Origin of the sequence: Prescottella agglutinans (genome assembly GCF_004011865.1) — a bacterium.
Classification (GTDB): Bacteria; Actinomycetota; Actinomycetes; order Mycobacteriales; family Mycobacteriaceae; genus Prescottella; species Prescottella agglutinans.
The window spans coordinates 519,566-542,427 of the sequence record NZ_RKLP01000002.1 but is presented as its reverse complement, the minus strand read 5'-3'; the positions used below and the strand labels follow the sequence as shown (position 1 = coordinate 542,427).

The following is a 22,862-nucleotide window of genomic DNA, read 5'->3' as shown; positions in this document are numbered from 1 at the left end:
TCCGGGCCGGAGGCGTGACATGGCACGATGGATCCGTTGTGAACGAGACCTCTGACGGGCCGACGGACGGCCTCCTGACCGTGCTGGCAGTCGACGACGAACGCCCGGCACTCGACGAGCTGGCCTTCCTGCTGCGCGCTCGTGACGAGATCGGCGAGACCCGCACCGCCGGCGACGCGACGACCGCGCTGCGCATCCTGCGCGACGGCGGCGTCGACGCGGTGTTCCTCGACATCAACATGCCCGGACTCGACGGACTCGAGCTGGCCGGGATCCTGACGCAGTTCGCGAACCCGCCGTCGGTGGTGTTCGTGACCGCGCACGAGGACCGCGCGGTCGCGGCGTTCGATCTCGGCGCCGTCGACTACCTGCTCAAGCCGCTGCGGGAGGAGCGCCTCGCGGAGTCGGTGCGACGCATCGTCGAGCGGCGGCGCCGCGCGCGCGACGAGAGCGTCGACGAGGCATCGGCCGACGAGGTGATCCCCGTCGAACTCGGCGGGGTCACGACGCTGGTGCCGAGGTCGACCGTGAAGTGGGTGGAGGCCGACGGCGACTACGCGCGCCTGCACACCGCCACCGGATCGCACCTGGTGCGCATCCCCATCTCGTCGCTCGAGAGCCGCTGGTCCGACGCCGGCTTCCTGCGCGTGCACCGCTCGTACCTGGTGTCGCTCGGCGAGGTGACCGGCATCCGCAGCGTCGGGTCCGGGCTGGTGGTGTGCCTGCGACCGCAGGGCGAAGCCCCGGCCGTGGAACTGCCGGTGAGCCGTCGGCACACGCGCGAACTCAAGGACCGGCTGATCCGCGGCCCGCGCCAGACCTGGACGTCGCGGTGACGTCGCCGGACGCGGTCCCGGCACCGCACGGACGGGCGGCGCCGCCGCGTGAACGGGTGGTGCTGGCGCAGCGTCGCGGCGCCCGGATGGTGCGCACCCGGGTCGAGGTCCAGGAGCAGACCGAGGTCGGGGACGCGATGATCCGCGGTCTCGTGCGTGCCCAGCTCAGTCTCGCGCTGCGCGTCGCGCTCGCGGTCGGTCTGCTGTTCGGGGCGATCCCGCTGCTGCTGGTGGTGTTCCCGGGTGCCGCCGACGTCGCGGTGCTGGGCATCCGCCTGCCCTGGCTGCTCGCGGTCTGCCTGCCGGTGCCGATCCTGTTGGCGGCCGGTTGGTTCTACATCCGCGCCGCCGAACGGAACGAGCAGGACTTCGCCGACCTGGTCGACGACTAGCGACGTCGCCGAGACACGATGCCGATGACCGGACAGCCGATTCCCCTCATGACGGTACTGGCGCTGGTCGTCGCCGCCGTGGCCACCGTCGGCATCGGCATCTACGGGGTTCGCTTGGCGCGCACCACATCCGACTTCCTCGTCGCGTCCCGCAGCGTCGGGCCGGGCTGGAACGCGGCCGCGATCTCCGGCGAATACCTCTCGGCCGCATCGTTTCTGGGTGTGGCCGGGCTGGTCGCGAAGTACGGTGCGGACGCGCTGTGGTATCCGATCGGGTTCACCGCGGGCTACCTGGGACTGCTGTTGTTCGTCGCGGCGCCGCTGCGCCGGTCCGGTGCCTACACGGTGCTGGACTTCGCGGAGTTCCGGCTCGGTTCGGTGCGCGTGCGCCGGGTCGCGATGATCGTCGTCGTGCTCGTGTGCGGTCTCTACATGGTCCCGCAGTTCCAGGGTGCCGGACTGACCCTGAACATCCTGCTGGGGGTGCCCGGGTGGGTGGGCGTCGTGGTGGTCGGGGCCATCGTGATCGGCAACGTCGTCGGCGGCGGGATGCGGTCGATCACGTTCGTGCAGGGCTTCCAGTACTGGCTCAAGTTCACCGCCGTGGCGGTGCCGGTGGTGGTGTTGTCGGCGCACTGGTTCGCCGACCGGCAGCCGGTCGGTGAACCCGCCCCGCCGACGGTCGCGGTGCAGACGTCGGTGGACATCACCACCGATGTCGTCGTGCAGGTCGCGACGCCGACCGACGTCACCGTGGACGGGGAACTCGACGGACGTGAGACGTCCGGTGCGGTGCAACTCGGCACGGGACGGCACGAACTCGGCAAGGGCACGACACTCGTGCTGCCCGCGGGATCACCCGTCCCGGTCGTCGCGGGCGCGCCGGCCGACGGCGCCGGATGGGTCGAGCCCGGCGGCGGGTTCGGCGACCCGCACCCGCTCTACCAGGTGTACTCGCTGATCCTCGCGACGTTCCTCGGCGCGATGGGGTTGCCGCACGTGCTGGTCCGCTTCTACACGAACCCGGACGGCCGGGCCGCGCGGCTGACATCGCTCGTGGTGATCGCGCTGGTGGGGGTGTTCTACGTGTTCCCGGTGCTGCTCGGCGTGTTCGCGCGGCTGTATGTGCCCCAGTTGCTGATCACCGGCACGTCCGACGCGGCGGTCCTGCTGCTGCCGGGGTCGGCGCTGTCGGGCTGGGGCGGCCAGTTGCTCGCCGCGCTCGTCGCGGCGGGCGCGATCGCGGCGTTCCTGTCGACGTCGTCGGGACTGTTGGTGAGCATCGCCGGTGTGCTCAGCACCGACGTCCTGCGCGGGCGGGTGCGGGACTTCCGGGTGGCGGCGCTGCTCGCAGGCGCGGTGCCGCTGGTGCTGGCCCTCGGCGCCACGGCGTTCGACCTGTCGCGGTCGGTGGGCTTGGTGTTCGCCGTCGCGGCGTCCACGCTGTGTCCGCTGCTGGTGCTCGGCATCTGGTGGCGGGGGCTGACGGCGGCCGGCGCGGCCGCGGGGCTGACCGTCGGGATCGTGATCGGTGGGGGAGCGGCGTTGCTCGCCGTCGTCGACGCGGTGTCGGACGACGTGTGGCACGGCTGGCCGGCCGCACTGATCGGCTACCCGGCCGCGGTGAGCGTGCCGCTGGCGTTCGCGGCGATGGTGGTGGTGAGTCTCGCGACGCGGCGGCAGATTCCGCGTGAGGTGGGCCGGATCTTCACCCGCATGCACGCGCCCGAGCGGCTCGGCATGGGGCGCGATCGCGAGGACGACCTGCGGTCGATGTGACGGCCGATTCCGGTGGGCGGGTCTGACGATTGACGCGGTTCGCCGGCATCGGCGAACGTGTCCGGGTCTGTGTGCGCGCGTCCGGTGTGCACGCCCGGAAGAAGGAGACGCCGTGTCGGATTGGCACTGCCTCGGAACCGCCGACGACTTTCGCGACGGGAAGCCGCACGCCGTCCGCGCATTCGACACCGACCTCGTCGCCTTCTCCGACCGTGCGGGTGTCATCCACATCCTCGATTCGCGCTGCCCGCACATGGGCGCCGACCTGAGCCGCGGCCGGGTCGTCGGTGACAACATCGACTGTCCCGCGCACCGCTGGCGTTGGAACGGCAAGGGGCGGTGTGTCGGCGGCTCGCCCAAGCTCCTCCCGATCCGGTCCTGGACGTCCGAGGAGCGAGACGGTCTGCTCTACCTGCAGGTCTCCGACGCTCCGCCGACCGGTCGGCCGATCCGGGCGCAGAACGCCTGGTGGTGAGCGTCGCGGGTGATCACCGCGGTCGGTGATCACCCGCCCGCCGCGAAGGCGGCGACACCCGGTTCTCAGCGTGCTCCACGGATCAGCGCGCCGGGCCGGGCACCGGTGTCCTCGCCGTCGCGCAGCACCACCTGGCCGGACACGATGGTGGCCCGGTACCCGTCGGCGCGCTGCAGCAGGCGCCGCGCCCCACCGGGCAGGTCGTGCGTCATGGCCGGCGCCCGCAGTTGCAGCCGCTCGAAGTCGATCACGTTCAGGTCGGCCTTCTTGCCCTCGGCGATCACGCCGCGATCGCCGAGCCCGTACATGGTCGCAGTGTCCAGCGTCATCTTCCGCACCGCGGTCGCCAGTGGAATCCGTTCGCCGCGGCTGCGATCGCGCGCCCAATGGGTCAGCAGGAAGGTCGTGTTGGACGCGTCGCAGATCGCGCCGACGTGTGCCCCGCCGTCGCCGAGCCCGACGGCGGTCGCCGGGTGCAGCAGCATCTCCCGGATCGGATCGAGGGTGAAGTGCGAGTAGCCCAACAGCGGTCGGAAGAACAGCGCGCGTCCTTCCTCCGACAGCAGCAGGTCGTACGCGTGCTCGGCCGGATCCCGCCCGGCCCGTCGGGCCTCGTGGGCGAGGCTCGAGTCGGGATCGGGCTCGTACCGAGGCGGGTCGCCGAGGCGGAACGTCCGGTCCAGCTTGCTCAGGTAGGGCATTCGGTTGTCGGGCGCATCGGCCTCGCCCAGGATCGCTCGGCGGGTCGCCGGGTCGCTCAGTGCTGCCACCAGCGCATCGAGGTCACCTGCCGCCTGCTCGACGGCTGCGACGTAGCTCGGGCGGGTGTTGAACGCGTTGAATGTCTGGAGCCCGGTGAGCAGGCCCAGCGGGCGTGCCGATACCTGGGGGCGCAGCGGAATGCCGGACTCGTACGCGGCGGCGGCCAGGTCCAGCAACCGCTTCCAGTCGTCCGGTGCCCCGTCGTGCTGCAGCAGCCCGAAACTCACTGTCCGTCCGGTGAGTTCGGCCAACCGCACCATCCAGTCGAGTTCTCGATCGGGTGCGTCGAGATCCTCGCCCATGATGCCGGCGGGAGCCAGTTCGAAGACCCCGGTGCCGGCGGCGGCCAACGCCCGCCCGATCCCGAAGAGTTCGTCCTCGGCGGCGAAGGTGCCCGGCACCGGCTCGCCGTCGATGGCTCGATGCACGATGGTGCGCGAGGTCGAGAACCCGAGCGCCCCGGCTTCGACGCCCTCGCGTACCAGCTTGGCCATCAGCGCGATGTCCTCGGCCGAGGCGGCCTCGTTGCGCGCGCCCCGCGCACCCATCACGTAGGCCCGCACCGCCCCGTGGGGAACGTGCGTCCCGACGTCGATCGCCAGCGGCTGCCGCTCGATCGCGTCGAGATACTGCGGGAAAGACTCCCAGTCCCACCGGATCCCCGCGGACAGTGCGGCACCCGGAATGTCCTCGACACCCTCCATCAGCCCGATCAACCACTCCCGCTCGCTGTCGGCGACGGGCGCGAAATCCCACGCCGCAGTTGCCCATCACCGCGGTGGTGACGCCGTGCCAGCAGCTGGGAGTCAGCATCGGATCCCAGGTGACCTGCCCGTCGTAATGGGTGTGGATGTCCACGAACCCCGGTGTCACCACCAACCCGGTCGCGTCGATGACCTCGTCTGCGTCCGCGCCGCTCAACTCGCCGCCCGGGACGACCGCCACGATCCGGCCGTCCCGGACGCCGATGTCGGCGACATAGGGGTCGCCGCCGGTCCCGTCGACCACTGTCCCGTTGGAGATCACAAGAGAGAACGCCATATCCACTCCTCGCTGATCGTCGACCGGCGCGCCATCCGCACCGTGATGACATTCCGTAGGTTAACTGGACTCGGTGTCAGCGAGAGGTCTTTCTGGGGGTGCGAAACGCGCGGCGCGGCGCGCGCGGCCGCTACCGCTCGTCGCGGCCGGGTGACCGTTCGGCGCACGCAACGACAGCTCGGCGTGTGACTGGCGCCACATGCTTCTCCTGTGATCTGGCTCTCACTAGCGTCGCATCGCACACCCCGCACCAGCGGCCGCGACGCGGTTGCCGATGTCCCAGGAGCCACCATGACCACCACCGACCTCGGATCGGGCGCGCCGCCGCAGCGGCCCGCACCCGACGCGCAGGCCTTCGTCGACATGCAGGCCAGCCCGCAGTTCCAGGAACTGCGGCACCGCTTGCGGCGCTTCGTCTTTCCGATGACCGCGTTCTTCCTCACGTGGTACGCCGTGTACGTCCTGCTCGCGACGTACGCGGCGGACTTCATGGCCACCAAGGTGTTCGGCAACGTCAATCTCGGAATCGTGCTCGGACTCGGCCAGTTCGTGACGACGTTCGCGATCACCGCGCTGTACGTGAAGTTCGCGAACCGTGAGCTGGATCCGCGCTCGTCGGCGATCCGCGAGGAACTGGAAGGACCGGCACAGTGATCACCACGCTCGCGCAGGCGGCGACATCCTCGGCGCCCGCCACCGACGTCGGCAACCCGCTGTTCAACATCGCCATCTTCGTCGCGTTCGTCGTCGGCACGATGACGTTGGTCATCAGGGCGAGTCGTTCGACGAAGAAGGCCTCCGACTTCTACACCGGCGGCGGCCAGTTCTCCGGCCCGCAGAACGGCTTCGCGATCGCCGGCGACTACCTGTCGGCCGCGTCGTTCCTCGGTATCGCCGGCGCGATCGCGGTGTACGGCTACGACGGTTTCCTGTACTCGATCGGCTTCCTCGTCGCGTGGCTGGTCGCGCTGCTGCTGGTGGCCGAACTGCTCCGCAACACCGGGCGTTTCACGATGGCCGACGTCCTCAGCTTCCGGCTGAAGCAGCGCCCGGTCCGGATGGCCGCGGCGCTGTCGACCCTCGTCGTGTCGCTGTTCTACCTGCTCGCGCAGATGGCCGGTGCGGGCGGTCTGGTCGCGCTCCTGTTGAACATCAAGGACTTCGCGGGACAGGCGATCGTCGTCGCCGTCGTCGGCGTCCTGATGATCGTGTACGTGCTCATCGGCGGCATGAAGGGCACCACGTACGTGCAGATGGTCAAGGCGGTGCTGCTCATCGCCGGCGCCGGGATCATGTTCGTCCTCGTGCTGTTCGCGGTGAAGGGCAACTTCTCCCAGCTGCTGGCCGACGCGCAGACCATGGTGAACGGCTCGGCGAACGAGGCGGTCGCCGGACGCGACGTGCTCGCCCCGGGCGCCAAGTACGGCATCAGCGACATGTCGCGACTGGACTTCGTCTCGCTCGGCATCGCCCTGGTTCTCGGCACCGCCGGTCTGCCGCACGTGCTGATGCGCTTCTACACGGTGCCCACCGCGAAGGAGGCCCGCCGCTCGGTGACGTGGGCGATCGGACTGATCGGCGCCTTCTACCTGTTCACGCTCGTCCTCGGCTACGGCGCCGCGAAGATGGTCGGCCCCGACACGATCCTCGCCGCGCCGGGCAAGGAGAACTCGGCGGCACCGCTGCTCGCGTTCGAACTCGGTGGCACGATCTTCCTCGGCATCATCTCGGCGGTCGCCTTCGCGACGATCCTCGCGGTCGTCGCCGGCCTGGCCATCACCGCGTCGGCGTCGTTCGCCCACGACATCTACGCGAGCGTCATCAAGCGGGGGAAGGCGTCGGAGGAGGAGCAGGTCCGGGTCTCCCGGATCACCGTGGTCGTCATCGGCGTCGTCGCGATCGTCCTCGGCATCCTGGCGATGGGGCAGAACATCGCGTTCCTGGTCGCACTCGCGTTCGCGGTCGCCGCGTCGGCGAACCTGCCGACGCTGCTGTACTCGCTGTTCTGGAAGAAGTTCAACACCACCGGCGCGCTGTTCAGCATCTACGGCGGACTGATCAGTTGCCTCGTGTTGATCGTCTTCTCGCCGGCCGTCTCCGGCGCCAAGACGTCGATGTTCCCGAACGTCGACTTCGCCTGGTTCCCGCTGGCCAACCCCGGCATCGTGTCGATCCCGCTGGCGTTCCTGCTCGGCATCGTCGGCACCTACGTCGGCCGGAACAAGCTCGAGGATCCGGTCAAGCAGGCCGAGATGGAGGTCCGTTCGCTCACCGGTGTCGGCGTCGAGAAGGCCGTCGCCCACTAGCAGAACGACGAAACAGACCACATAGCACCTCGCATCGTGATAACGGTGCGAGGTGCGCTGTTGTATACGTCACCTCCCGGATTGGTTACGATCCGTCAATGGCCAAGCTGAAGGTGTCCGTGGACGTGCCGATGAACCCGGACGACGCGTGGAACAAGGCGTCGGATCTGACGGGGTTCGACCAGTGGCTCAGCATCCACGAGGCGTGGCGCGGTGAACTCCCGGCGGCACTGAGCGCGGGCACCACGGTCAGCTCGGTCGTCACCGTCAAGGGCCTGCGCAACCGGGTCGCCTGGACGTTGAAGCAGTACGACCCGCCCCGCAGCCTGGTCCTGAAGGGGGACGGCAAGGGCGGCGTGAAGCTCGGCTTGGTGCTCAGCGTCGACCCCGCCGCAGCGGGGGCGAGGGTTGCCCTCGACATCGACCTCGGCGGCGCGCCGCTCTTCGGCCCGATCGGATCGGGCGTCGCGCGGGCGCTGCGCGGCGACATCGAAAGCTCCCTGCAGAAGTTCGTCACCCTGTACGCCTGACGCGGGCGGAACCCGTCCGATCAACCACCCCCCACCAGCGCTCCCTGCGCCTTCCCTGGAGGTCTTCAAGCCATGGCCGGTCGCCACAGCGCAACGCGCGCGAAGCCCGTCTCACCCGTCGTCAAGTACGGGTCGATCGGCCTCGCCGCCGTGGTCGTCGTGGGTGCGGGCTACCTCGTCGTGGACAGTCTCGCCGGCGGCGGCTGTGATGCGACGACCGAGTACACCGTGGCGGCCGACTCGTCGATCGCCCCGGTGCTCACCGAGGTGACCGGTGCGATGTCGGCCGAGGACCTCGGCTGCCGCAGCTTCACGATCCAGCCCGCGTCGGGCGTCGACGCGCTGGGGGCTCCGGGCGAGCAGGGCGGCCCGGACCTGTGGATCCCGGACTCCTCCCAGTGGATCGCCAAGGCGAGCAGCGGATCGGGCACCCTGTTCGACGTCGCGGCACCGTCGGTGGCCGCGACCCCGGTCGTGATCGCGGTACGCGAGGGCGACATGCCCTTCTTCGCGACGTGGCTGAGTGCGCTCCAACTGCACGGGCTGCGGATCGGCGATCCGCTCACCAGCAGCGTCTCCGCGGCACCGATCGCCGGTGCGCTCGCCGAGGCGGATGCGGGCACGGTTCCCGCCGACGCCGTCCCGAGCGCCCTCGTCCCGCTCGCGCAGGCGCAGGCCGCCAACCTGCACCAGGCCGACGCGCTCGCGCGCCTCGGCGCGGTCGCCTCGGAAGGCGGCATCGCGATCGCGACCGAGGAACAGGTGGTCTCGCGCAACCAGAGCGAGTCGTCGAAGCTGGCGGTCACGGTCCCCAACTCCGGCGCCGTGTTCCTCGACTATCCGGTGGCGGTGACCGCGTCGGGTTCCGACCACGCCGCGGCGAAGGAGGCCGGTGTCGCACTGGCCGAGGCGATGGAGTCCGAGTCGGGGCGCGCCGCCCTGTCGCGCAGCGGCTTCCGCGGAGCGGACCGCAGTCCCCTCGATTCCGGCCGCGGGGCAGGCGAGGTCACAACCCTCACCCCGACCGATCCCGCCGCGACCGCGCAGGTGCTCGAGCGCTACGCGGTGTTGGCGTTGCCGTCGCGCGCACTGGTGGTCGAGGACGTCTCGGGCTCGATGAACGAGAAGGCCGGATCGGAATCCCGGATCGCGCTGACGGTCCAGGCCAGCGAGACCGGCGCAAGGCTGTTCCCGGACAACGCACAGCTCGGGTTGTGGGCGTTCTCGATCGGCCTGGGCGGCAACGGCAAGGACTACAAGGAGCTCACCCCGATCCGGCCGATGGGCGAGACGGTCGACGGCGTCAGCCACCGACAGCGCCTGACGGACGCGGTGCGCACCCTGCCCACCCTCGTCAAGGGCGGAACCGGCCTGTACGACACCACGCTCGCCGCGTTCCGCAAGGTCAAGGAGGGCTACGACCCCGCGGCCATCAACAGCGTCATCCTGCTCACCGACGGTGCCAACGAGGATCCGTCGAGCATCTCGCTCGACGAACTGCTCGCGACGCTGAAGAAGGAGCAGGACCCGGCCCGCCCGGTCATCATCGTCACGATCGGCATCACCGAGGACGCCGATGCCGCTGTCCTGCAGAAGATCTCGGCGGCGACCGGCGGCACCAGTCACGTCGCCCGCACACCCGCAGAGATCCCCGGCGTGTTCGTCGACGCGATGCGTAGCCGCGCCACGACCTGACCCGGCAGACAGTTTCGCCTGTATCGCCTTGCCGCGAAACGGGGGTGGGCGACCGTTCGGTCGCCCACCCCCGTTCCCGTCTCGTCAGAGCAGGGTCGCGTCCGTCGCCGCCCGCACCTGCTCCGGGGTCACGCCCGGCGCGCATTCGCGAAGTGCGAGACCGGCATCGGTCACGTCGATCACCGCGAGGTCGGTGATGATGCGGTGGACCACGCCCCGCCCGGTCAGTGGGAGAGTGCAGCACTCGACGACCTTGGAGGCTCCCGACTTGTCGGTGTGCTCCATGAGCACGATGACCCGCCGAGCGCCGTGGACCAGGTCCATCGCGCCGCCCATGCCCTTGACCATCTTCCCCGGCACCATCCAGTTCGCCAGGTCGCCGGTGGCGGAGACCTGCATGCCGCCGAGCACCGCGGTGTCGATGTGGCCGCCGCGGATCATGCCGAAGCTGGTTGCGGAGTCGAAGAAGGACGCACCGGCGTTGACCGTCACGGTCTCCTTGCCGGCGTTGATCAGATCCGGATCGACTTCGTCCTCGGTCGGGTACGGGCCGGTGCCGAGGATGCCGTTCTCGCTGTGCAGCGTCACCTCGACGCCGTCGGGCAGATGGTTCGGAATCAGCGTGGGTAGACCGATTCCGAGATTGACGTACTCACCGGAGCGGAGTTCCTCCGCGGCCCGGGCGGCCATCTGCTCGCGCGTCCATCCGACGGTCTCGACCACCGCGGTCATCGTGTGCCCTCCTTCGCGACCGAAACGGTCCGCTTCTCGATCTGCTTGTCCTGCTGTCCGATGTGCACGATGCGGTCGACGAAGATGCCCGGCAGGTGGACCTGCTCCGGATCGAGTTCCCCGGCCTCGACGATCACCTCGACCTGGGCCACGCACACCCGGCCGGCCATCGCGGCGAGCGGGTTGAAGTTCATCGCGGCCTTGTTGAAGACCAGGTTGCCTTCGGTGTCCGCGACCAGTGCGTGCACCAACGAGAAGTCGGCGTTGATCGACTCCTCGAGGACGTAGTCGCGGCCTCGGAACGTCCGGATCTCCTTGGGCGGCGATGCGAGTGCCACCGACCCGTCCGCGGCGTAGCGCCACGGCAGGCCGCCCTCGGAGATGGGTGTGCCGACGCCGGACGGGGTGAAGAACGCCGGGATCCCGGCTCCGCCCGCGCGCATCTTCTCGGCCAGCGTGCCCTGGGGGGTCAGCTCCACCTCGAGCTCTCCCGACAGGTACTGGCGGGCAAACTCCTTGTTCTCTCCGACATACGACGCCGTGACCCGTCGGATGCGCCTGTCCTCGAGCAGGATTCCCAGGCCGTGACCGTCGGTGCCGCAGTTGTTCGAGAAGACCTCGAAGTCGGTTGCGGTGCCGGCGGCGAGCGCGGAAATCAGGACGTCGGGGATACCGCACAGTCCGAATCCGCCGACGGCCAGGGACGCCCCGGAGGGGATGTCGGCGACCGCGTCGGCCGCCGATGCGTAGATCTTGCTCATGAGTACCTTTCCGTCTCCGACTGTCTCGGCTGTCGCTGGGTCACGCAGCCGCGGACGCAGTGCTCTGCGACGCGAGCTTGCGCATTCCCGCGGGGTAGACGCGCTTGCCGACGAGCAGCGCGACGATGGCGGCGACGTAGAAGAACGGCGCGAGCTGGAGGGATTCGAGAAGTCCCAGGCGATCGGCGAGGATGCCGATGACGAAGGGGCCCAACGCCAATCCGAGAACATTGTTGGCGATGGTGAGTGTACCCAGAGCCGACGACCGGACCGATTCGTGGGTGAGGCTGGCGACCATGGCGGCCGTCGGACCCGAGCAGCCCGCCGAGAAGAAGGCGCCGATACCGAGCAGGATCAGCTGGGGCGCTCCGGTGCCCAGACGGAATCCGATGCCGAGTGCGAACAGCGAGATCGCGCAGAACACGACGGCGGTCATCCACTTGCGCGCGGGGTTGCTACGGCTCACCCGGTCGGTGATCATGCCGCACACCACCATGCCGGTGCCGACCAGGAGGACGAACAGCGCGGCGACGCCACCTGCCTTGTCGGGCGCCATGCCGTAGTACCGGTTGAAGAAGCTGGGCGTCCACGACAACAGGACGGCCGCGGTGAACATCTGGAATCCGCCGGCGAGGTAGGCGCACCACACGGCCGGGTTCGTGAACAGCGTGGACACGGGGACTCGGATCACCGGGGCGGACGGGGTGGAGCCGTCGGACGGGGCGACGGGCTCGTCGTGCACGGCGTACTTCGCGAGGCGGGACTCGGTGACCACGGCCCGGAACAGTGCGACGAGGATGAGTCCCAGCACCGCCATCGCGGTGAACGACCACCGCCACCCGACGTTCACGGCGATCACGCCACCGAGCGAGACGCCGACCACGGAACCGAACGATCCGCCGGCCATGAAGGCGCCGCTCAACGACGAGTGCAGACGCGGCGAGAACACGCTCAGGACGACCGCGATGCCGACGCTGCCGTACGCGGCCTCGCCGACTCCCACGAAGAATCGTGCCGCGAGCATCTGCTCGTAGTTGGACGCGATCGCGCAGCACAGGGTCGCGAGACTCCACATCACCGCCATCAGGACCAGGCTGCGGACTCGACCCCACCGGTCGGCGAGTAGGGACAGCGGGAACGTCAACAGGCCGACCATCAGGGCGACCACGCTCGTGAGGGAGGCGAGCTGGGAATCGGACAGCGCCCAATCGGCCTTCAACATCGGGAAGACCGCGCTGAGGACCTGCCGGGACATGTAGTCCGACAGCAGCAGCGCGAAGGCCAGACCAGCGACCAGCCACGGATAGATCCGGGACCGAGGGTGGCTCGGCGTCGAGGTGACGGCGTGCTCGGTGTGCTCGGGCTCGACGGGTCCGGCCAGTTGTTCGGTCGGCGTGGGGGACAGTCCCATGGTGGCTCCTGGAGGCGGGTGGGAGCGCGGCGATCGAGAGTCAGAGGGGTCGATGTCGCGACGGGGGCTTGGTCTGGGGAGGGGCTTCGGACGCGGTCAGCTCGGCCTCGGGAGCCTGCTCGCGGTCGACGCCGAGTTCATCGCCATGAACTGTTCGCCCCACTGGGAGAGGGTGTCCCACAGGGGATTCCCTTCTCCGCCGCGCCGCACGCGGTCGATCGTCGGGGTGGGGGTCGGCTGGGGGCTCGGGGTCATGGCAGCGCTCATTTCACCGGAAGTCGAGATACGGATGTGGTGCGTGCGACAGCGCGCAAGGGAAGGTGGCGCACATCACGTTATATGGACTCCGTTCACAATAATTACCCCTCTGGGACGTCATTCTGTGCATCTCGGGACACCTCTGTCCCCTAGGCGTCGGTTCCGGTGGAACCACCCGACGCTGCCTGCTTGCGCCACGCCCGCGGGCTCGCGCCGAACTGCTGGTGGAACCAGCGCGAGAAGCTGCTCGGGGTCGAGAACGCGAGCATCTCGGAGATCTCCGTGAACGAGTAGCGGCTCCCGCTGACCATCCGATTCGCCAGCTCGGCACGGGTGGTGTCGAGAACGGAGGTGAAGGTCTGGCCGGACTTCGCGAGGTGGCGATGGACCGTGCGCCGGTCGACGCCGAGGCTGCGGGCCACCTGGTCGATCGAACACCGACCGGTCGGGAGCAGCAGCTCGACGAGCTCGCGGACCCGCCCCTCGACCGAGGGCTCCTCGGGTTTCGACAGTGTGTCCAGGAACTGCTTGGCGTACGAGCGCAGCCCGGGGTCCGACAGGCGATTCGGTTCGTTCAGGTCGCCTGTGTAGGTGACGATCCCGCTGAAGTCGTTGTCGAAGGTCAGCGGTGCGCCGAACATCCGGCGATGGGTGGAGTCGTCGGCGGGCCGGCCGTGCTCGAAGCAGACGGACACCGGGTGCCAACGGTCTCCGAGCAGGTTGCGGAGCAGTTGGTGAACCACCGTCACGGCGAGTTCGGTCGACTGCCGGACGGGCATCGGTTCGCCGGGTTCGATGCTGACCTGGATGGCCGACAGCCCGCCTTGCTCCGAGATGCGCATGTGGAGCGACTCGTTGTACATGTGCTGGTAGCGGATCAGCATCCGGAGTGCGCTCCGGGCGTCGGGTTCCTCGCGGATGCTGACGCTGAGCGGGCCGAGGGTGGACAGTCGCCGGTACTCGGCGAGCTTGAGTGCGAAGTCGGGACGGCCGGAGGACGCCGACGACAGTTCGAGCAGGCGCGCCACGGACGCGGCGGGGATCCATCGATCCTGGAGGTCGAGGCTCGACGGGTCGAGCCCGACGGTCCTCAGCAGCTGTACCGGATCGATGTCCAATATGCGACTGACCTCGATGTATCCGGTCAGCGAGGCGTATCGCGCGAGGGGCTTGGCCACCCGTATCACCCTCCTCGGGATGGTCGTGCTGTCCCGCAAGGGTAAGTGTGCGCCCTGACACATGCGAGCGGGGGTGTGTCTCCCGGCATATCTCCTGGATCACATCGGTGTCCCGAAATGGAAAGAAATATGTCCCGTGAGGGTATGTGTGCGCCGCCACATATCGATACTGTCGTGTCAGCTGAGTCACACGGGAATTGTTCCGGCGATTCACGTGCCGTTCTCGGTCGAGGCGAGTGCGCAAGCGTCGTCTCGGCTGGGTTCGGATACGAAACAGGTTGCTGCCCAGGATTTTCCGGCGACCGAACATGTGGGTCGGCCTGCCCGGTGCCGATTCATGATCAAGGAGAGAGTTATGGCAAAGGCGATTCGCTTCTACGAGACCGGTGGCCCGGAGGTCCTGAAGTGGGAGTCCGTGGAGGTCGGTGAGCCCGGTCCGGGCGAGGTGCGGATCCGGCACGAGGCCGTCGGTCTGAACTTCGCGGACACGTACTTCCGTACCGGCATGTACCCGGCCCCGCTGCCTGCGGGCATGGGTGTCGAGGCCGCGGGTGTCATCGAGGCGGTCGGCGCCGGGGTGGAGGGCTTCGCCGAGGGTGACCGGGTCACCTACACCGGCAGCCCCCTCGGTGCCTACAGCACCGAGCGTGTCATGCCTGCCGAGCACCTGATCGCGCTGCCGGACGGCATCGCGTTCGAGACCGCGGCCGCGATGACGATGCGCGGACTCACCACGTCCTACCTGCTGCGTCGGATCTACCCCTCGCTGAAGGCGGGGGACACCGTGCTGCTGCACGCCGCCGCCGGCGGTGTCGGCCTGATCTTCTGCCAGTGGGCGAAGCTGCTGGGGGTCAACGTCATCGGAACGGTGTCGAGCGACGAGAAGGCCGAGGTCGCCCGGGCGCACGGGTGCGGCGAGGTCATCGTCTACAAGCGTGAGAACGTCGCGGAGCGGGTCCGCGAGCTCACCGACGGCGCGGGTGTGCCGGTCGTGTACGACAGCATCGGGGAGTCGACCTACCAGTCGTCGATCGACTCGTTGGCGCGCCGCGGCCTGCTCGTGGCGTTCGGGACGGCGTCCGGTCCGATCCCGCCGATCAACGCCATGGAACTCGCGGTGAAGGGCTCGCTGTTCGTGACCCGCCCGGCGCTCGCCGACTACATCGCCGACCCGGCCGAACGGGCCGAGCTCGCCGGCGAGCTGTTCGGCCACGTCGCGGCCGGCCGCATCAAGATCGAGATCAACCAGCACTACGCGTTGGAGGAAGCCGAGAAGGCTCACCGCGATCTGGAGTCGGGCATCAGCATCGGCTCGTCGGTGTTCTCGTTCTGATCCTGAATCGTCCATCTGCGCAACGTCGTTCGGTGTGCCGACGCAGCACGTGTCGGCGCCGCGACGCACCACTTCCAGCTTGTACAGGAGAGTGTCATGACCACTGTCGAACTTGCACCCGGCCGTAGGGCGACCGTCACGACTGTGACGCCGATGGATGCCCGTCCGCTGACCTGCAGCATCGGTGCCGAACTCCACGGCGTCGACCTCGCCGACGTGTCTCGCGACGACGACCTCTTCGCCGAGTTGAAGTCACTGCTGCTGAAGCACAAGGTGCTGTTCTTCCGCGACCAGGACATGAGTCGGACCGAGCACGTCGCGTTGGCCGAGCGTTTCGGCTCGCTCGAGGATCATCCGGTGGTCGGCAGCGACCCCGAGCATCCCGGTCTCGTCCGGATCTACAAGGACCTCGACAGCCCGCGTGAGGCGTTCGAGAACGCCTACCACTGCGACGCGACGTGGCGGGTGAACCCCCCGATGGGGTGCGTGCTGCGGTGCATCGAGGGTCCCGCCGTCGGCGGCGACACGATCTGGGTGAACATGGCACTGGCCTACGAGCGCCTGCCCGAGCGGGTGAAGGAGCGGATCGAGGGCCTGCGCGCCCGGCACAGCATCGAGGCGTCTTTCGGTGCGCGCCTGCCGATGGAGAAGCGCCTCGAACTCAAGGAACGCTTCCCGGACGCGGAGCACCCGGTGGTCCGCACGCATCCCGAGACCGGCGAGAAGATCCTGTTCGTCAACAGTTTCACCACGCACCTCACGAACTACCACACCGAGGAGAACGTCCGGTGCGGCATCGACTACGCCCCGGGCGCTGGTGAACTGCTGCGATACCTGCAGAGCCAGGCCACGATCCCGGAGTACCAGGTGCGCTGGCAGTGGACGAAGAACAGCGTCGCGATCTGGGACAACCGGTCGACCCAGCACTACGCGGTCCAGGACTACTGGCCTGCCGTCCGAAAGATGGAGCGCGCCGGGATCATCGGCGACCGCCCCTTCTGAGTTTCTCCTCAGCCTCATCTCTATCCAGAAACGGAGCCACACAATGCATTTCCAGGACGATGCGTTCTTCCCCGAGAACCAGGACAAGTTGGTCATCACGGTCGCGCCGTACGGTCCGGAGTGGGCGGTGGAGGACTTCCCGGAGGATCTGCCGCTGACGATGGACGAGCACGTCCAGCAGGCCGTCGACTGCTACGAGGCAGGTGCGACGGTGCTGCACATCCATGTTCGCGAGGAGGACGGCAAGGGCTCCAAGCGGCTGTCGAAGTTCAACGAGCTCCTGGGCCGGCTGCGTGAGGCCGTGCCGGACATGATCCTTCAGGTCGGCGGGTCGATCTCGTTCGCACCCGAGGGTGACGGCGCGGACGCGAAGTGGTTGCCGGACAACGTCCGTCACATGCTGGCCGAGCTGGATCCGAAGCCGGACCAGGTGACGATCGCGATCAACACCAGCCAGATGAACATCATGGAGCTGATGACGCCGGGCGACATCAAGGGCACCTCGCTGGAGAACGCGGAGCTCGCCGCGACCTACCGTGAGATGACGGTGCCCGCCGGCCCGGAGTGGGTCGAGGAGCACCTGCGTCGTCTGCAGGCCGCGGGTATCCAGCCGCATTTCCAGCTGTCGAGCATTCCGCAGCTCGAGACGGTGGAGCGGTTGATCCGCCGCGGGGTGTACACCGGTCCGTTGAACCTGACGTGGGTCGGTATCGGTGGCGGTTTCGACGGCCCGAACCCGTACAACATCATGAACTTCGTCCAGCGGGTTCCGGACGGTGCGTGCCTGACCCTCGAGACGCTGATGCGGTCGGTGCTGCCGGTGAACACGATGGCGATGGCGATGGGTCTGCACACGCGTTGCGGCAACGAGGACAACCTGTGGGCGCCGAGTGGCGAGGTCAAGATCACCTCTGCCGAGCAGGTCCGTCAGCTGGTGCGTGTCGCCAAGGAGCTCGGCCGTGAGGTGGCCACCGGCAAGGAGGCCCGGGACATCTACAAGATCGGTACCACGTACGCCGACGCCGACGAGACGTTGGCCAAGCTCGGGTACGCCCCGAACCGTCGTCCCGGCCAGGTCGGCTTCACCCAGCACGCCTGACCCGCTGTCTCCCGTCTGCGACAGCACCTTTCGGTGGAGCGGGGACACCCACAGGTGTCCCCGCTCCGTCCGTCCGCATCGAGATCCTTTGGAGGAAATGCCTTGAGCAGCTCGGTTTCCCCGACCGTCGTGATCGTCCCCGGACTGCGTGACCACGTCGAGGACCACTGGCAGACCCTGTTGGCCGCCGGTCTGGACAAGGTCCGTATCGTCCCGCCGCTCGAGCACGACAAGCTCAGCCTCGACGCCCGCGTGGCGGCACTGGACGCCGTCCTCGCGGACATCGACGGTCCCGTCGTCCTCGTCGCGCACAGTGCCGGGGTGATGATCACCGTGCACTGGGCCGCTCGTCACGACCGCCCGGTCGCAGGCGCGATCCTGGCCACCCCGCCGGACTTCTCCACGCCGCTGCCCGCCGGCTATCCGACCCTGCCGGACCTCGACGCGAACGGCTGGAACCCTGTTCCGCGAGGCCCGTTGGCGTTCCCGAGCATCGTCGCCGCCAGCACCAACGACCCGCTGGCCGATTTCGCCGCCGTCGTCGACATGGCGCACGCGTGGGGCAGCCGTCTCGTCGACCTCGGCGAGGTCGGTCACCTCAACCCGGCCTCCGGCTACGGCGAGTGGCCCCGCGCCACCGAACTCCTCGACGAACTGCTCGCCACGATCGGCGCCGCGGCCGCGCCGAGCCACTGACCTTCACGATCGCTGCCCGAGAGAGAACGCCCCGATGCTCAATCTGTCCATGTTCCTGGAAGACTCGGCCCGAAAGTACCCGAGCCGCGACGCGCTGGTGCTGGGGGACGACCGGTTCACCTATGCGGAGACCGACGGTCTCGCGAACCAGATCGCCAATCTCCTCGTCGCGTCCGGGGTCGAGCCCGGTGACCGGGTAGCGATCTCCTGCCCCAACCTGCCGTGGTTCCCGATCGTCTACTACGGGATCCTCAAGGCTGGCGCCGTGGTCGTACCGCTCAACGTCCTGTTGAAGGGGCGGGAGATCGCATACCACCTGCAGGACTGCGGGGCCAAGGCGTACTTCTGCTTCGAGGGTGGTCCGGATCTGCCGATCGGGGAGTACGGGCGGGAGGGCTTCCGCGAGGTGCCTTCGTGTCAGTCGATGTTCGTGATCGGCGCGGACGGGGCGCGCGACGGGGACGGCATCACCGGACTGTCGGCGGTGCTGCCCGACCAGTCGTCGACCTTCGAATCCGTGGTCTGCGAGGCGACGGACACCGCTGTCATCCTGTACACGAGCGGCACCACCGGCCAGCCGAAGGGCGCCGAGTTGAGCCAGTCGAACATGGTGATGAACGCGCTCGCCGCCAACCGACTGTTCGACAGCACGCCGAGCCGCCCGGACACTCACCTGCTCACGCTCCCGCTGTTCCACTCGTTCGGGCAGACGATGAACATGAACGCCGGGTTCTCGATGGGCGCGACGCTCGTGCTGCTCCCGCGCTTCGAGGCCCGCGCGGCGCTGGACATCATGGAGCGCGAGTCGATCACCATGTTCGCCGGCGTGCCGACGATGTACTGGGGCCTGCTGGGGGCGGTCGACGACTCCGTCGACGTCGACCGGATCGCCGCGAATCTCCGCAAGGCCATCTCCGGGGGCGCGGCGCTGCCCGTGGAGATTCTCGAGCGCTTCGCCAAGCGGTTCGGGGTCCAGATCCTCGAGGGTTACGGGCTGTCGGAGACGTCGCCGACCGCCCTGTTCAGTGATCCCGAGCAGGCCCCGCGCCCCGGGTCGATCGGGGTCCCGCTGTGGGGCGTGGAGGTCCGCCTGGTCGACAAGGACTGGAACACCGTGGAGGGGGCAGATGCGGTGGGCGAGATCGCCATCCGCGGCCACAACGTGATGAAGGGCTACTACGGCCGTCCCGAGGCGACGGCAGAGGTCGTGCGGAACGGGTGGTTCCGCACCGGCGATCTCGCGCGTCGGGACGAGGACGGCTTCTACTACATCGTCGACCGGGCGAAGGACATGATCGTGCGCGGCGGGTTCAACGTCTATCCGCGCGAGATCGAGGAGGTCCTGATGACGCACGAGGCGGTCTCGCTGGCCGCGGTCATCGGTGTTCCACACGAGAGCCACGGCGAGGAGGTCCGCGCCTACGTCATCCCGCAGCCGGGTGTCGAGGTCTCCGGCGACGATCTGATTTCCTGGTCGAAGGAGCGGATGGCGAGCTACAAGTACCCGCGTGAGGTCCGGATCGTCGAGCAATTGCCGATGACCGCGACCGGGAAGATCCTCAAGCGCGAACTCGCCTGATACGCAATCACAACCGGGCGCGCTCGGGTGCGACGACGTCGGCGGTGGGACGGGGTATCGGGGTCCCCGTCCACCGCCGGCGTCGAAGTGCCTTCTCGGCCTCGATGACGACCGGAACGATCAGTGACCATCCGATGCACGCGAGCCACTGTCGTCCGGTCAGGGACGTCGTCAGGAGCAGATCCTGGAGGAACCCGATCTCGACGGCGAACACCGTGATGACGGCGGCGATCGACAGGATCCTGACCGCACCCAGAATCGGCGGTGCGAGACCGGATTCCGGATCGCGCCGCATCACCAGTCCGCCGAGGATCGAACCGAACGACAGCACCACGAACGTCATCGTCATCGGCACGTTCGCTTCGGTGGTGCTCATCTCGCCCGGCGCGGTGAGCATCGCGGCCAGGGCGACCGCGAACTGGAGCACCCCGTACGCGAACCACTGGCCGATGGACCGGCGGTTGGTGATCGGCACCGCAGGGTCACGCGGGGGCTTGTCCATCAGATGCGGTGGCGACGGGTCGGCCATGATCACGGCCACCGGAAACAGCGTGATGAAGAAGTGCTGGAACAGCACCATCAGTGGTGTGAGGGCCACACCGTCGTTGATGTCGAAGACGCTCGCGACGAGGAACAGCAGCACCAGTGAGAACAGCTTGGCCATCTGGTATCGGATGTACGACACGATCTTGTCGTAGATGCTGCGGCCCAGACGGATTGCAGTGATCAGGGTTCCGAAGTTGTCGTCGGTGAGGATCATCCGGCCGGCCTGCTTGGTGACTTCGCTGCCGGACCCCATCGCGACACCGATGTCGGCCTTCTTCAGCGCGGCGGCGTCGTTCACGGCGTCCCCGGTCATCGCCACGATCGCGCCACTGCGTTGCATGACGTCGGCCAGGCGGAGTTTGTCCTGCGGCGTGACGCGGCCGAACACGTGGAGGCGCGGAAGGGCGGCGGTCAGTTCCTCGTCGGTCATCGCCTGGAGTTCGGCACCGCCGATCGCGCCCGGCCCCAGTCCGAGTTCGGCCCCGATCGCGGCCGCCGTGATGGCGTGGTCACCGGTGATCATGCGGACCTCGATGCCGGCCCCGTGTGCGGTGCGGACCGCTTTCACGGCCTCCGGTCGGAGCGGGTCGATGATGCCGACCATCCCGACGAACGTGAGGTCGGTGACGAACGACATGGGGTCGTGTCGCACGGCGTCCTCGTCCTCGCCGTCGAGTTGTCGTGCGGCGAAGGCCAGTACGCGCAGCCCCTTTTCGGACATGGTGCGATTCGCGGCCAGCAGATCTTCTCGTACGTCGTCGATCGGTATCCGACTTCCGTCCGGGCGGAAGGCCCTCGTGCACCGGTCGAGGACGACGTCGGGTCCGCCCTTGACGACTTCCAGGAAAGACGTGGTTCCGTCGACCGGGAGGTGATGGAACGTCGCCATGAACTTGTACGCGGAGTCGAACGGCACCTCGGCCACGCGGGGATACGTCCGCCTGGTGAGCGGTGCGTCGGCGCCCATCTTCGCCGCCAGCACCACCAGCGCGGCCTCGGTCGGATCGCCGACGACCTCCCCGCTGTCGGAGACGACGGCGTCGCTGTCGAGGCAGAGCCCGTACGCGAGCAGGGTGAAGTCCGGGACCGGTTCGCCCGCAACGTGGGTGATTGCCCCCGACTTGTCGTACCCGACGCCGTCGACCGTGAACCACCGGCCGCGGAAGTACAGCGACCGCACCGTCATCTGGTTCATCGTCAGCGTGCCGGTCTTGTCGGAGTTGATCGCACTGGTCGCGCCGAGCGTCTCGACGTCGGTGAGGTTCTTGACGACGGCCTTGGCATCGGCCAGCTGCCGCGCCCCGTAGGCGAGCATCGCCTGCACGAACGTCGGAAGACCGGTCGGGATCGCGGATACGCCCATCGAGATGCCCAGCAGCAGGACCGTCGTGACGTCCTGTCCGCGAACCACGCCGATCGCGACGATGATCGCCACCGCTGTCCACGCGATGATGCCGAGCACCTTGGTGAGCGAGTCCAATTCGCGCTGCAGGGGGGACTTGCTCGGCGCGACGGCCGACAGCATCGACGCGATGCGACCCATCTCGGTGTGCATGCCGGTCTCGGTGACCACGATGGTGGCGGTGCCGCGCGTGACCGAGGTGTTCTGGAAGGCCATGTTGCTGCGGTCGCCGAGCGGTGCATCGGCATCGTCCAACGTCCGGGTGTCCTTCGCGACCGGGGTGCTCTCGCCGGTCAGCGCGGCCTCCTGCGTCTCCAGGGTCGTCGACGCAACCAGCCGGCCGTCCGCCGGCACGATGTCGCCGGCCTCGAGCGCGACGATGTCTCCGGGGACGAGGCCGGTCGCGTCGAGTGCGACGACCGCGCCGTCCCGCACCACCCGGGCCTGTGGGGTCTGCATCTTCGCGAGGGCGTCGACGCTGGCGCGGGCCTTCACCTCCTGTCGTGTGCCCAGCACGACGTTCAGCACGACCAGAACCGCGACCACGATCGCCGTCGGCACCTCGGAGATGACGAGGCTGACGACGACGACGGCCACGAGCATGAGGTTCATCGGATCCCGCAACTGTCGCAGCGCGACCGCCCAGACGGAGGGGCTCGGCGCGGAGACGATCACGTTGGGGCCGTAGCGGTCCTGCCGAACCGCCGCCTCGTCACTTGTCAGCCCGGTCTGCGTGTCGGTGCCGAATTCGGCCACCACGACGTCGATGTCGCGGGTGTGCCACGCCTCGGCGGCGGTCATCGCGTGCCGATCGAACTGGGCCGAGTTCCGTCCATGGGTCCTCCTGCGCCGGTGCGCACCTTTGATCAATCGCACCAAGCGGGGGTGGTCCCGGTCAAGCCCCGGCGCCGTGGCGGTGACGTGTGCGGGGGACGCGGCGCGACGAGGCATCGCGCCGAGACCGTTCGGCTGCGATGGAAAGACGCGAATCGCCCACGAAGTGGACCGATTCAGGCTAGGCTCGCGCGAAAGTTGGACGCTTGTACAGG

Annotated in this window: 19 protein-coding genes and 1 pseudogene; 13 read left to right on the top strand and 7 right to left on the bottom strand. The window is 68.5% G+C overall.

Features of this window, described 5'->3' with window-relative positions; all coding sequences use genetic code 11:
- The first annotated feature begins 38 nt into the window (after positions 1–38).
- The 4 genes from EGT67_RS06545 (at position 39) to EGT67_RS06530 (ending at position 3,482) form a co-directional block, all read left to right on the top strand.
- On the top strand, positions 39–836 hold the full coding sequence (locus EGT67_RS06545) for a LytR/AlgR family response regulator transcription factor (protein WP_127915237.1): 798 nt from the start codon (positions 39–41) through the stop codon (positions 834–836).
- An 86-nt stretch (positions 837–922) separates the two neighbouring features.
- The gene (locus tag EGT67_RS06540; RefSeq protein ID WP_241565924.1) at positions 923–1,228 is read left to right on the top strand and encodes a hypothetical protein; all 306 of its coding nucleotides are present in this window, start codon (positions 923–925) and stop codon (positions 1,226–1,228) included.
- Positions 1,229–1,252: 24 nt separating this feature from the next.
- Entirely contained in the window at positions 1,253–3,007 is a 1,755-nt protein-coding gene (locus tag EGT67_RS06535) for a sodium/solute symporter (RefSeq protein ID WP_127915236.1), read from the top strand.
- Positions 3,008–3,119: 112 nt separating this feature from the next.
- A complete protein-coding gene (locus tag EGT67_RS06530; RefSeq protein WP_127915235.1) occupies positions 3,120–3,482 on the top strand; it encodes a Rieske 2Fe-2S domain-containing protein in 363 nt (120 codons plus the stop codon).
- A 65-nt stretch (positions 3,483–3,547) separates the two neighbouring features.
- Here EGT67_RS06530 and EGT67_RS06525 read toward each other — a convergent pair.
- A pseudogene (locus tag EGT67_RS06525) lies at positions 3,548–5,285 on the bottom strand (N-acyl-D-amino-acid deacylase family protein).
- A gap of 291 nt (positions 5,286–5,576) precedes the next feature.
- Between EGT67_RS06525 and EGT67_RS06520 the strand changes: the two are divergent.
- The 4 genes from EGT67_RS06520 to EGT67_RS06505 all read left to right on the top strand — a co-directional run bounded on the left by EGT67_RS06520 (position 5,577) and on the right by EGT67_RS06505 (position 9,816).
- On the top strand, positions 5,577–5,939 hold the full coding sequence (locus tag EGT67_RS06520; RefSeq protein WP_127915234.1) for a DUF485 domain-containing protein: 363 nt from the start codon (positions 5,577–5,579) through the stop codon (positions 5,937–5,939).
- The gene (locus EGT67_RS06515) at positions 5,936–7,591 is read left to right on the top strand and encodes a solute symporter family protein (protein WP_127915233.1); all 1,656 of its coding nucleotides are present in this window, start codon (positions 5,936–5,938) and stop codon (positions 7,589–7,591) included. The genes EGT67_RS06520 and EGT67_RS06515 overlap by 4 nt, the downstream gene beginning before the upstream one ends.
- A 98-nt stretch (positions 7,592–7,689) precedes the next feature.
- A complete protein-coding gene (locus EGT67_RS06510) occupies positions 7,690–8,121 on the top strand; it encodes a type II toxin-antitoxin system Rv0910 family toxin (RefSeq protein ID WP_127915232.1) in 432 nt (143 codons plus the stop codon).
- 135 nt (positions 8,122–8,256) lie between these two features.
- Positions 8,257–9,816 carry a substrate-binding domain-containing protein gene (locus EGT67_RS06505; protein WP_421958101.1) on the top strand — a complete coding sequence of 520 codons (1,560 nt, stop codon included), beginning with the start codon at positions 8,257–8,259 and terminating at the stop codon, positions 9,814–9,816.
- Between the two features lie 84 nt (positions 9,817–9,900).
- Here the strand turns inward: EGT67_RS06505 and EGT67_RS06500 are convergent, their stop codons facing one another.
- The 5 genes from EGT67_RS06500 to EGT67_RS06485 form a co-directional block, all read right to left on the bottom strand.
- A complete protein-coding gene (locus EGT67_RS06500) occupies positions 9,901–10,548 on the bottom strand; it encodes a CoA transferase subunit B (protein ID WP_127915230.1) in 648 nt (215 codons plus the stop codon).
- Positions 10,545–11,309 carry a CoA transferase subunit A gene (locus EGT67_RS06495; protein WP_127915229.1) on the bottom strand — a complete coding sequence of 255 codons (765 nt, stop codon included), beginning with the start codon at positions 11,307–11,309 and terminating at the stop codon, positions 10,545–10,547. Before EGT67_RS06495 ends, EGT67_RS06500 begins: the two co-directional genes overlap by 4 nt.
- Before the next feature lie 40 nt (positions 11,310–11,349).
- Positions 11,350–12,720, bottom strand: coding sequence for an MFS transporter (locus EGT67_RS06490; protein ID WP_127915228.1), 1,371 nt, complete (start codon positions 12,718–12,720; stop codon positions 11,350–11,352).
- Positions 12,721–12,816: 96 nt separating this feature from the next.
- The gene (locus EGT67_RS25020) at positions 12,817–12,975 is read right to left on the bottom strand and encodes a hypothetical protein (RefSeq protein WP_164877492.1); all 159 of its coding nucleotides are present in this window, start codon (positions 12,973–12,975) and stop codon (positions 12,817–12,819) included.
- A gap of 152 nt (positions 12,976–13,127) precedes the next feature.
- Complete coding sequence (locus EGT67_RS06485) at positions 13,128–14,156, bottom strand: AraC family transcriptional regulator (RefSeq protein WP_127915227.1); 1,029 nt, start codon at positions 14,154–14,156, stop codon at positions 13,128–13,130.
- A gap of 355 nt (positions 14,157–14,511) precedes the next feature.
- Here EGT67_RS06485 and EGT67_RS06480 point away from each other — a divergent pair, with 355 nt between their 5' ends.
- From EGT67_RS06480 to EGT67_RS06460, 5 genes are all read left to right on the top strand, one after another.
- Positions 14,512–15,489, top strand: a complete 978-nt coding sequence (locus tag EGT67_RS06480; RefSeq protein ID WP_127915226.1) for a quinone oxidoreductase family protein — start codon at positions 14,512–14,514, stop codon at positions 15,487–15,489.
- Positions 15,490–15,642: 153 nt separating this feature from the next.
- A complete protein-coding gene (locus tag EGT67_RS06475) occupies positions 15,643–16,491 on the top strand; it encodes a TauD/TfdA dioxygenase family protein (protein ID WP_241565923.1) in 849 nt (282 codons plus the stop codon).
- Between the two features lie 43 nt (positions 16,492–16,534).
- A complete protein-coding gene (locus EGT67_RS06470) occupies positions 16,535–17,590 on the top strand; it encodes a beta-keto acid cleavage family enzyme (RefSeq protein WP_127915224.1) in 1,056 nt (351 codons plus the stop codon).
- Positions 17,591–17,692: 102 nt separating this feature from the next.
- Positions 17,693–18,286 (top strand): RBBP9/YdeN family alpha/beta hydrolase, encoded by a 594-nt coding sequence (locus EGT67_RS06465; protein WP_127915223.1) that lies wholly within the window; start codon positions 17,693–17,695, stop codon positions 18,284–18,286.
- 34 nt (positions 18,287–18,320) lie between these two features.
- The gene (locus EGT67_RS06460) at positions 18,321–19,865 is read left to right on the top strand and encodes a long-chain-fatty-acid--CoA ligase (protein WP_127915222.1); all 1,545 of its coding nucleotides are present in this window, start codon (positions 18,321–18,323) and stop codon (positions 19,863–19,865) included.
- A gap of 7 nt (positions 19,866–19,872) precedes the next feature.
- Here EGT67_RS06460 and EGT67_RS06455 read toward each other — a convergent pair whose 3' ends face one another.
- Positions 19,873–22,614 (bottom strand): cation-translocating P-type ATPase, encoded by a 2,742-nt coding sequence (locus tag EGT67_RS06455; protein ID WP_127915221.1) that lies wholly within the window; start codon positions 22,612–22,614, stop codon positions 19,873–19,875.
- Between the last annotated feature and the right edge of the window lie 248 nt (positions 22,615–22,862).

Coding starts and splice junctions, on each gene's coding strand:
- EGT67_RS06490 (WP_127915228.1), bottom strand. CDS start 12,720: ATGGGACTGTCCCCCACGCCGACCGAACAACTGGCCGGACCCGTCGAG.
- EGT67_RS06510 (WP_127915232.1), top strand. CDS start 7,690: ATGGCCAAGCTGAAGGTGTCCGTGGACGTGCCGATGAACCCGGACGAC.
- EGT67_RS25020 (WP_164877492.1), bottom strand. CDS start 12,975: ATGACCCCGAGCCCCCAGCCGACCCCCACCCCGACGATCGACCGCGTG.
- EGT67_RS06455 (WP_127915221.1), bottom strand. CDS start 22,614: ATGACCGCCGCCGAGGCGTGGCACACCCGCGACATCGACGTCGTGGTG.
- EGT67_RS06460 (WP_127915222.1), top strand. CDS start 18,321: ATGCTCAATCTGTCCATGTTCCTGGAAGACTCGGCCCGAAAGTACCCG.
- EGT67_RS06475 (WP_241565923.1), top strand. CDS start 15,643: ATGGATGCCCGTCCGCTGACCTGCAGCATCGGTGCCGAACTCCACGGC.
- EGT67_RS06470 (WP_127915224.1), top strand. CDS start 16,535: ATGCATTTCCAGGACGATGCGTTCTTCCCCGAGAACCAGGACAAGTTG.
- EGT67_RS06480 (WP_127915226.1), top strand. CDS start 14,512: ATGGCAAAGGCGATTCGCTTCTACGAGACCGGTGGCCCGGAGGTCCTG.
- EGT67_RS06495 (WP_127915229.1), bottom strand. CDS start 11,309: ATGAGCAAGATCTACGCATCGGCGGCCGACGCGGTCGCCGACATCCCC.
- EGT67_RS06535 (WP_127915236.1), top strand. CDS start 1,253: ATGACCGGACAGCCGATTCCCCTCATGACGGTACTGGCGCTGGTCGTC.
- EGT67_RS06540 (WP_241565924.1), top strand. CDS start 923: ATGGTGCGCACCCGGGTCGAGGTCCAGGAGCAGACCGAGGTCGGGGAC.
- EGT67_RS06520 (WP_127915234.1), top strand. CDS start 5,577: ATGACCACCACCGACCTCGGATCGGGCGCGCCGCCGCAGCGGCCCGCA.
- EGT67_RS06500 (WP_127915230.1), bottom strand. CDS start 10,548: ATGACCGCGGTGGTCGAGACCGTCGGATGGACGCGCGAGCAGATGGCC.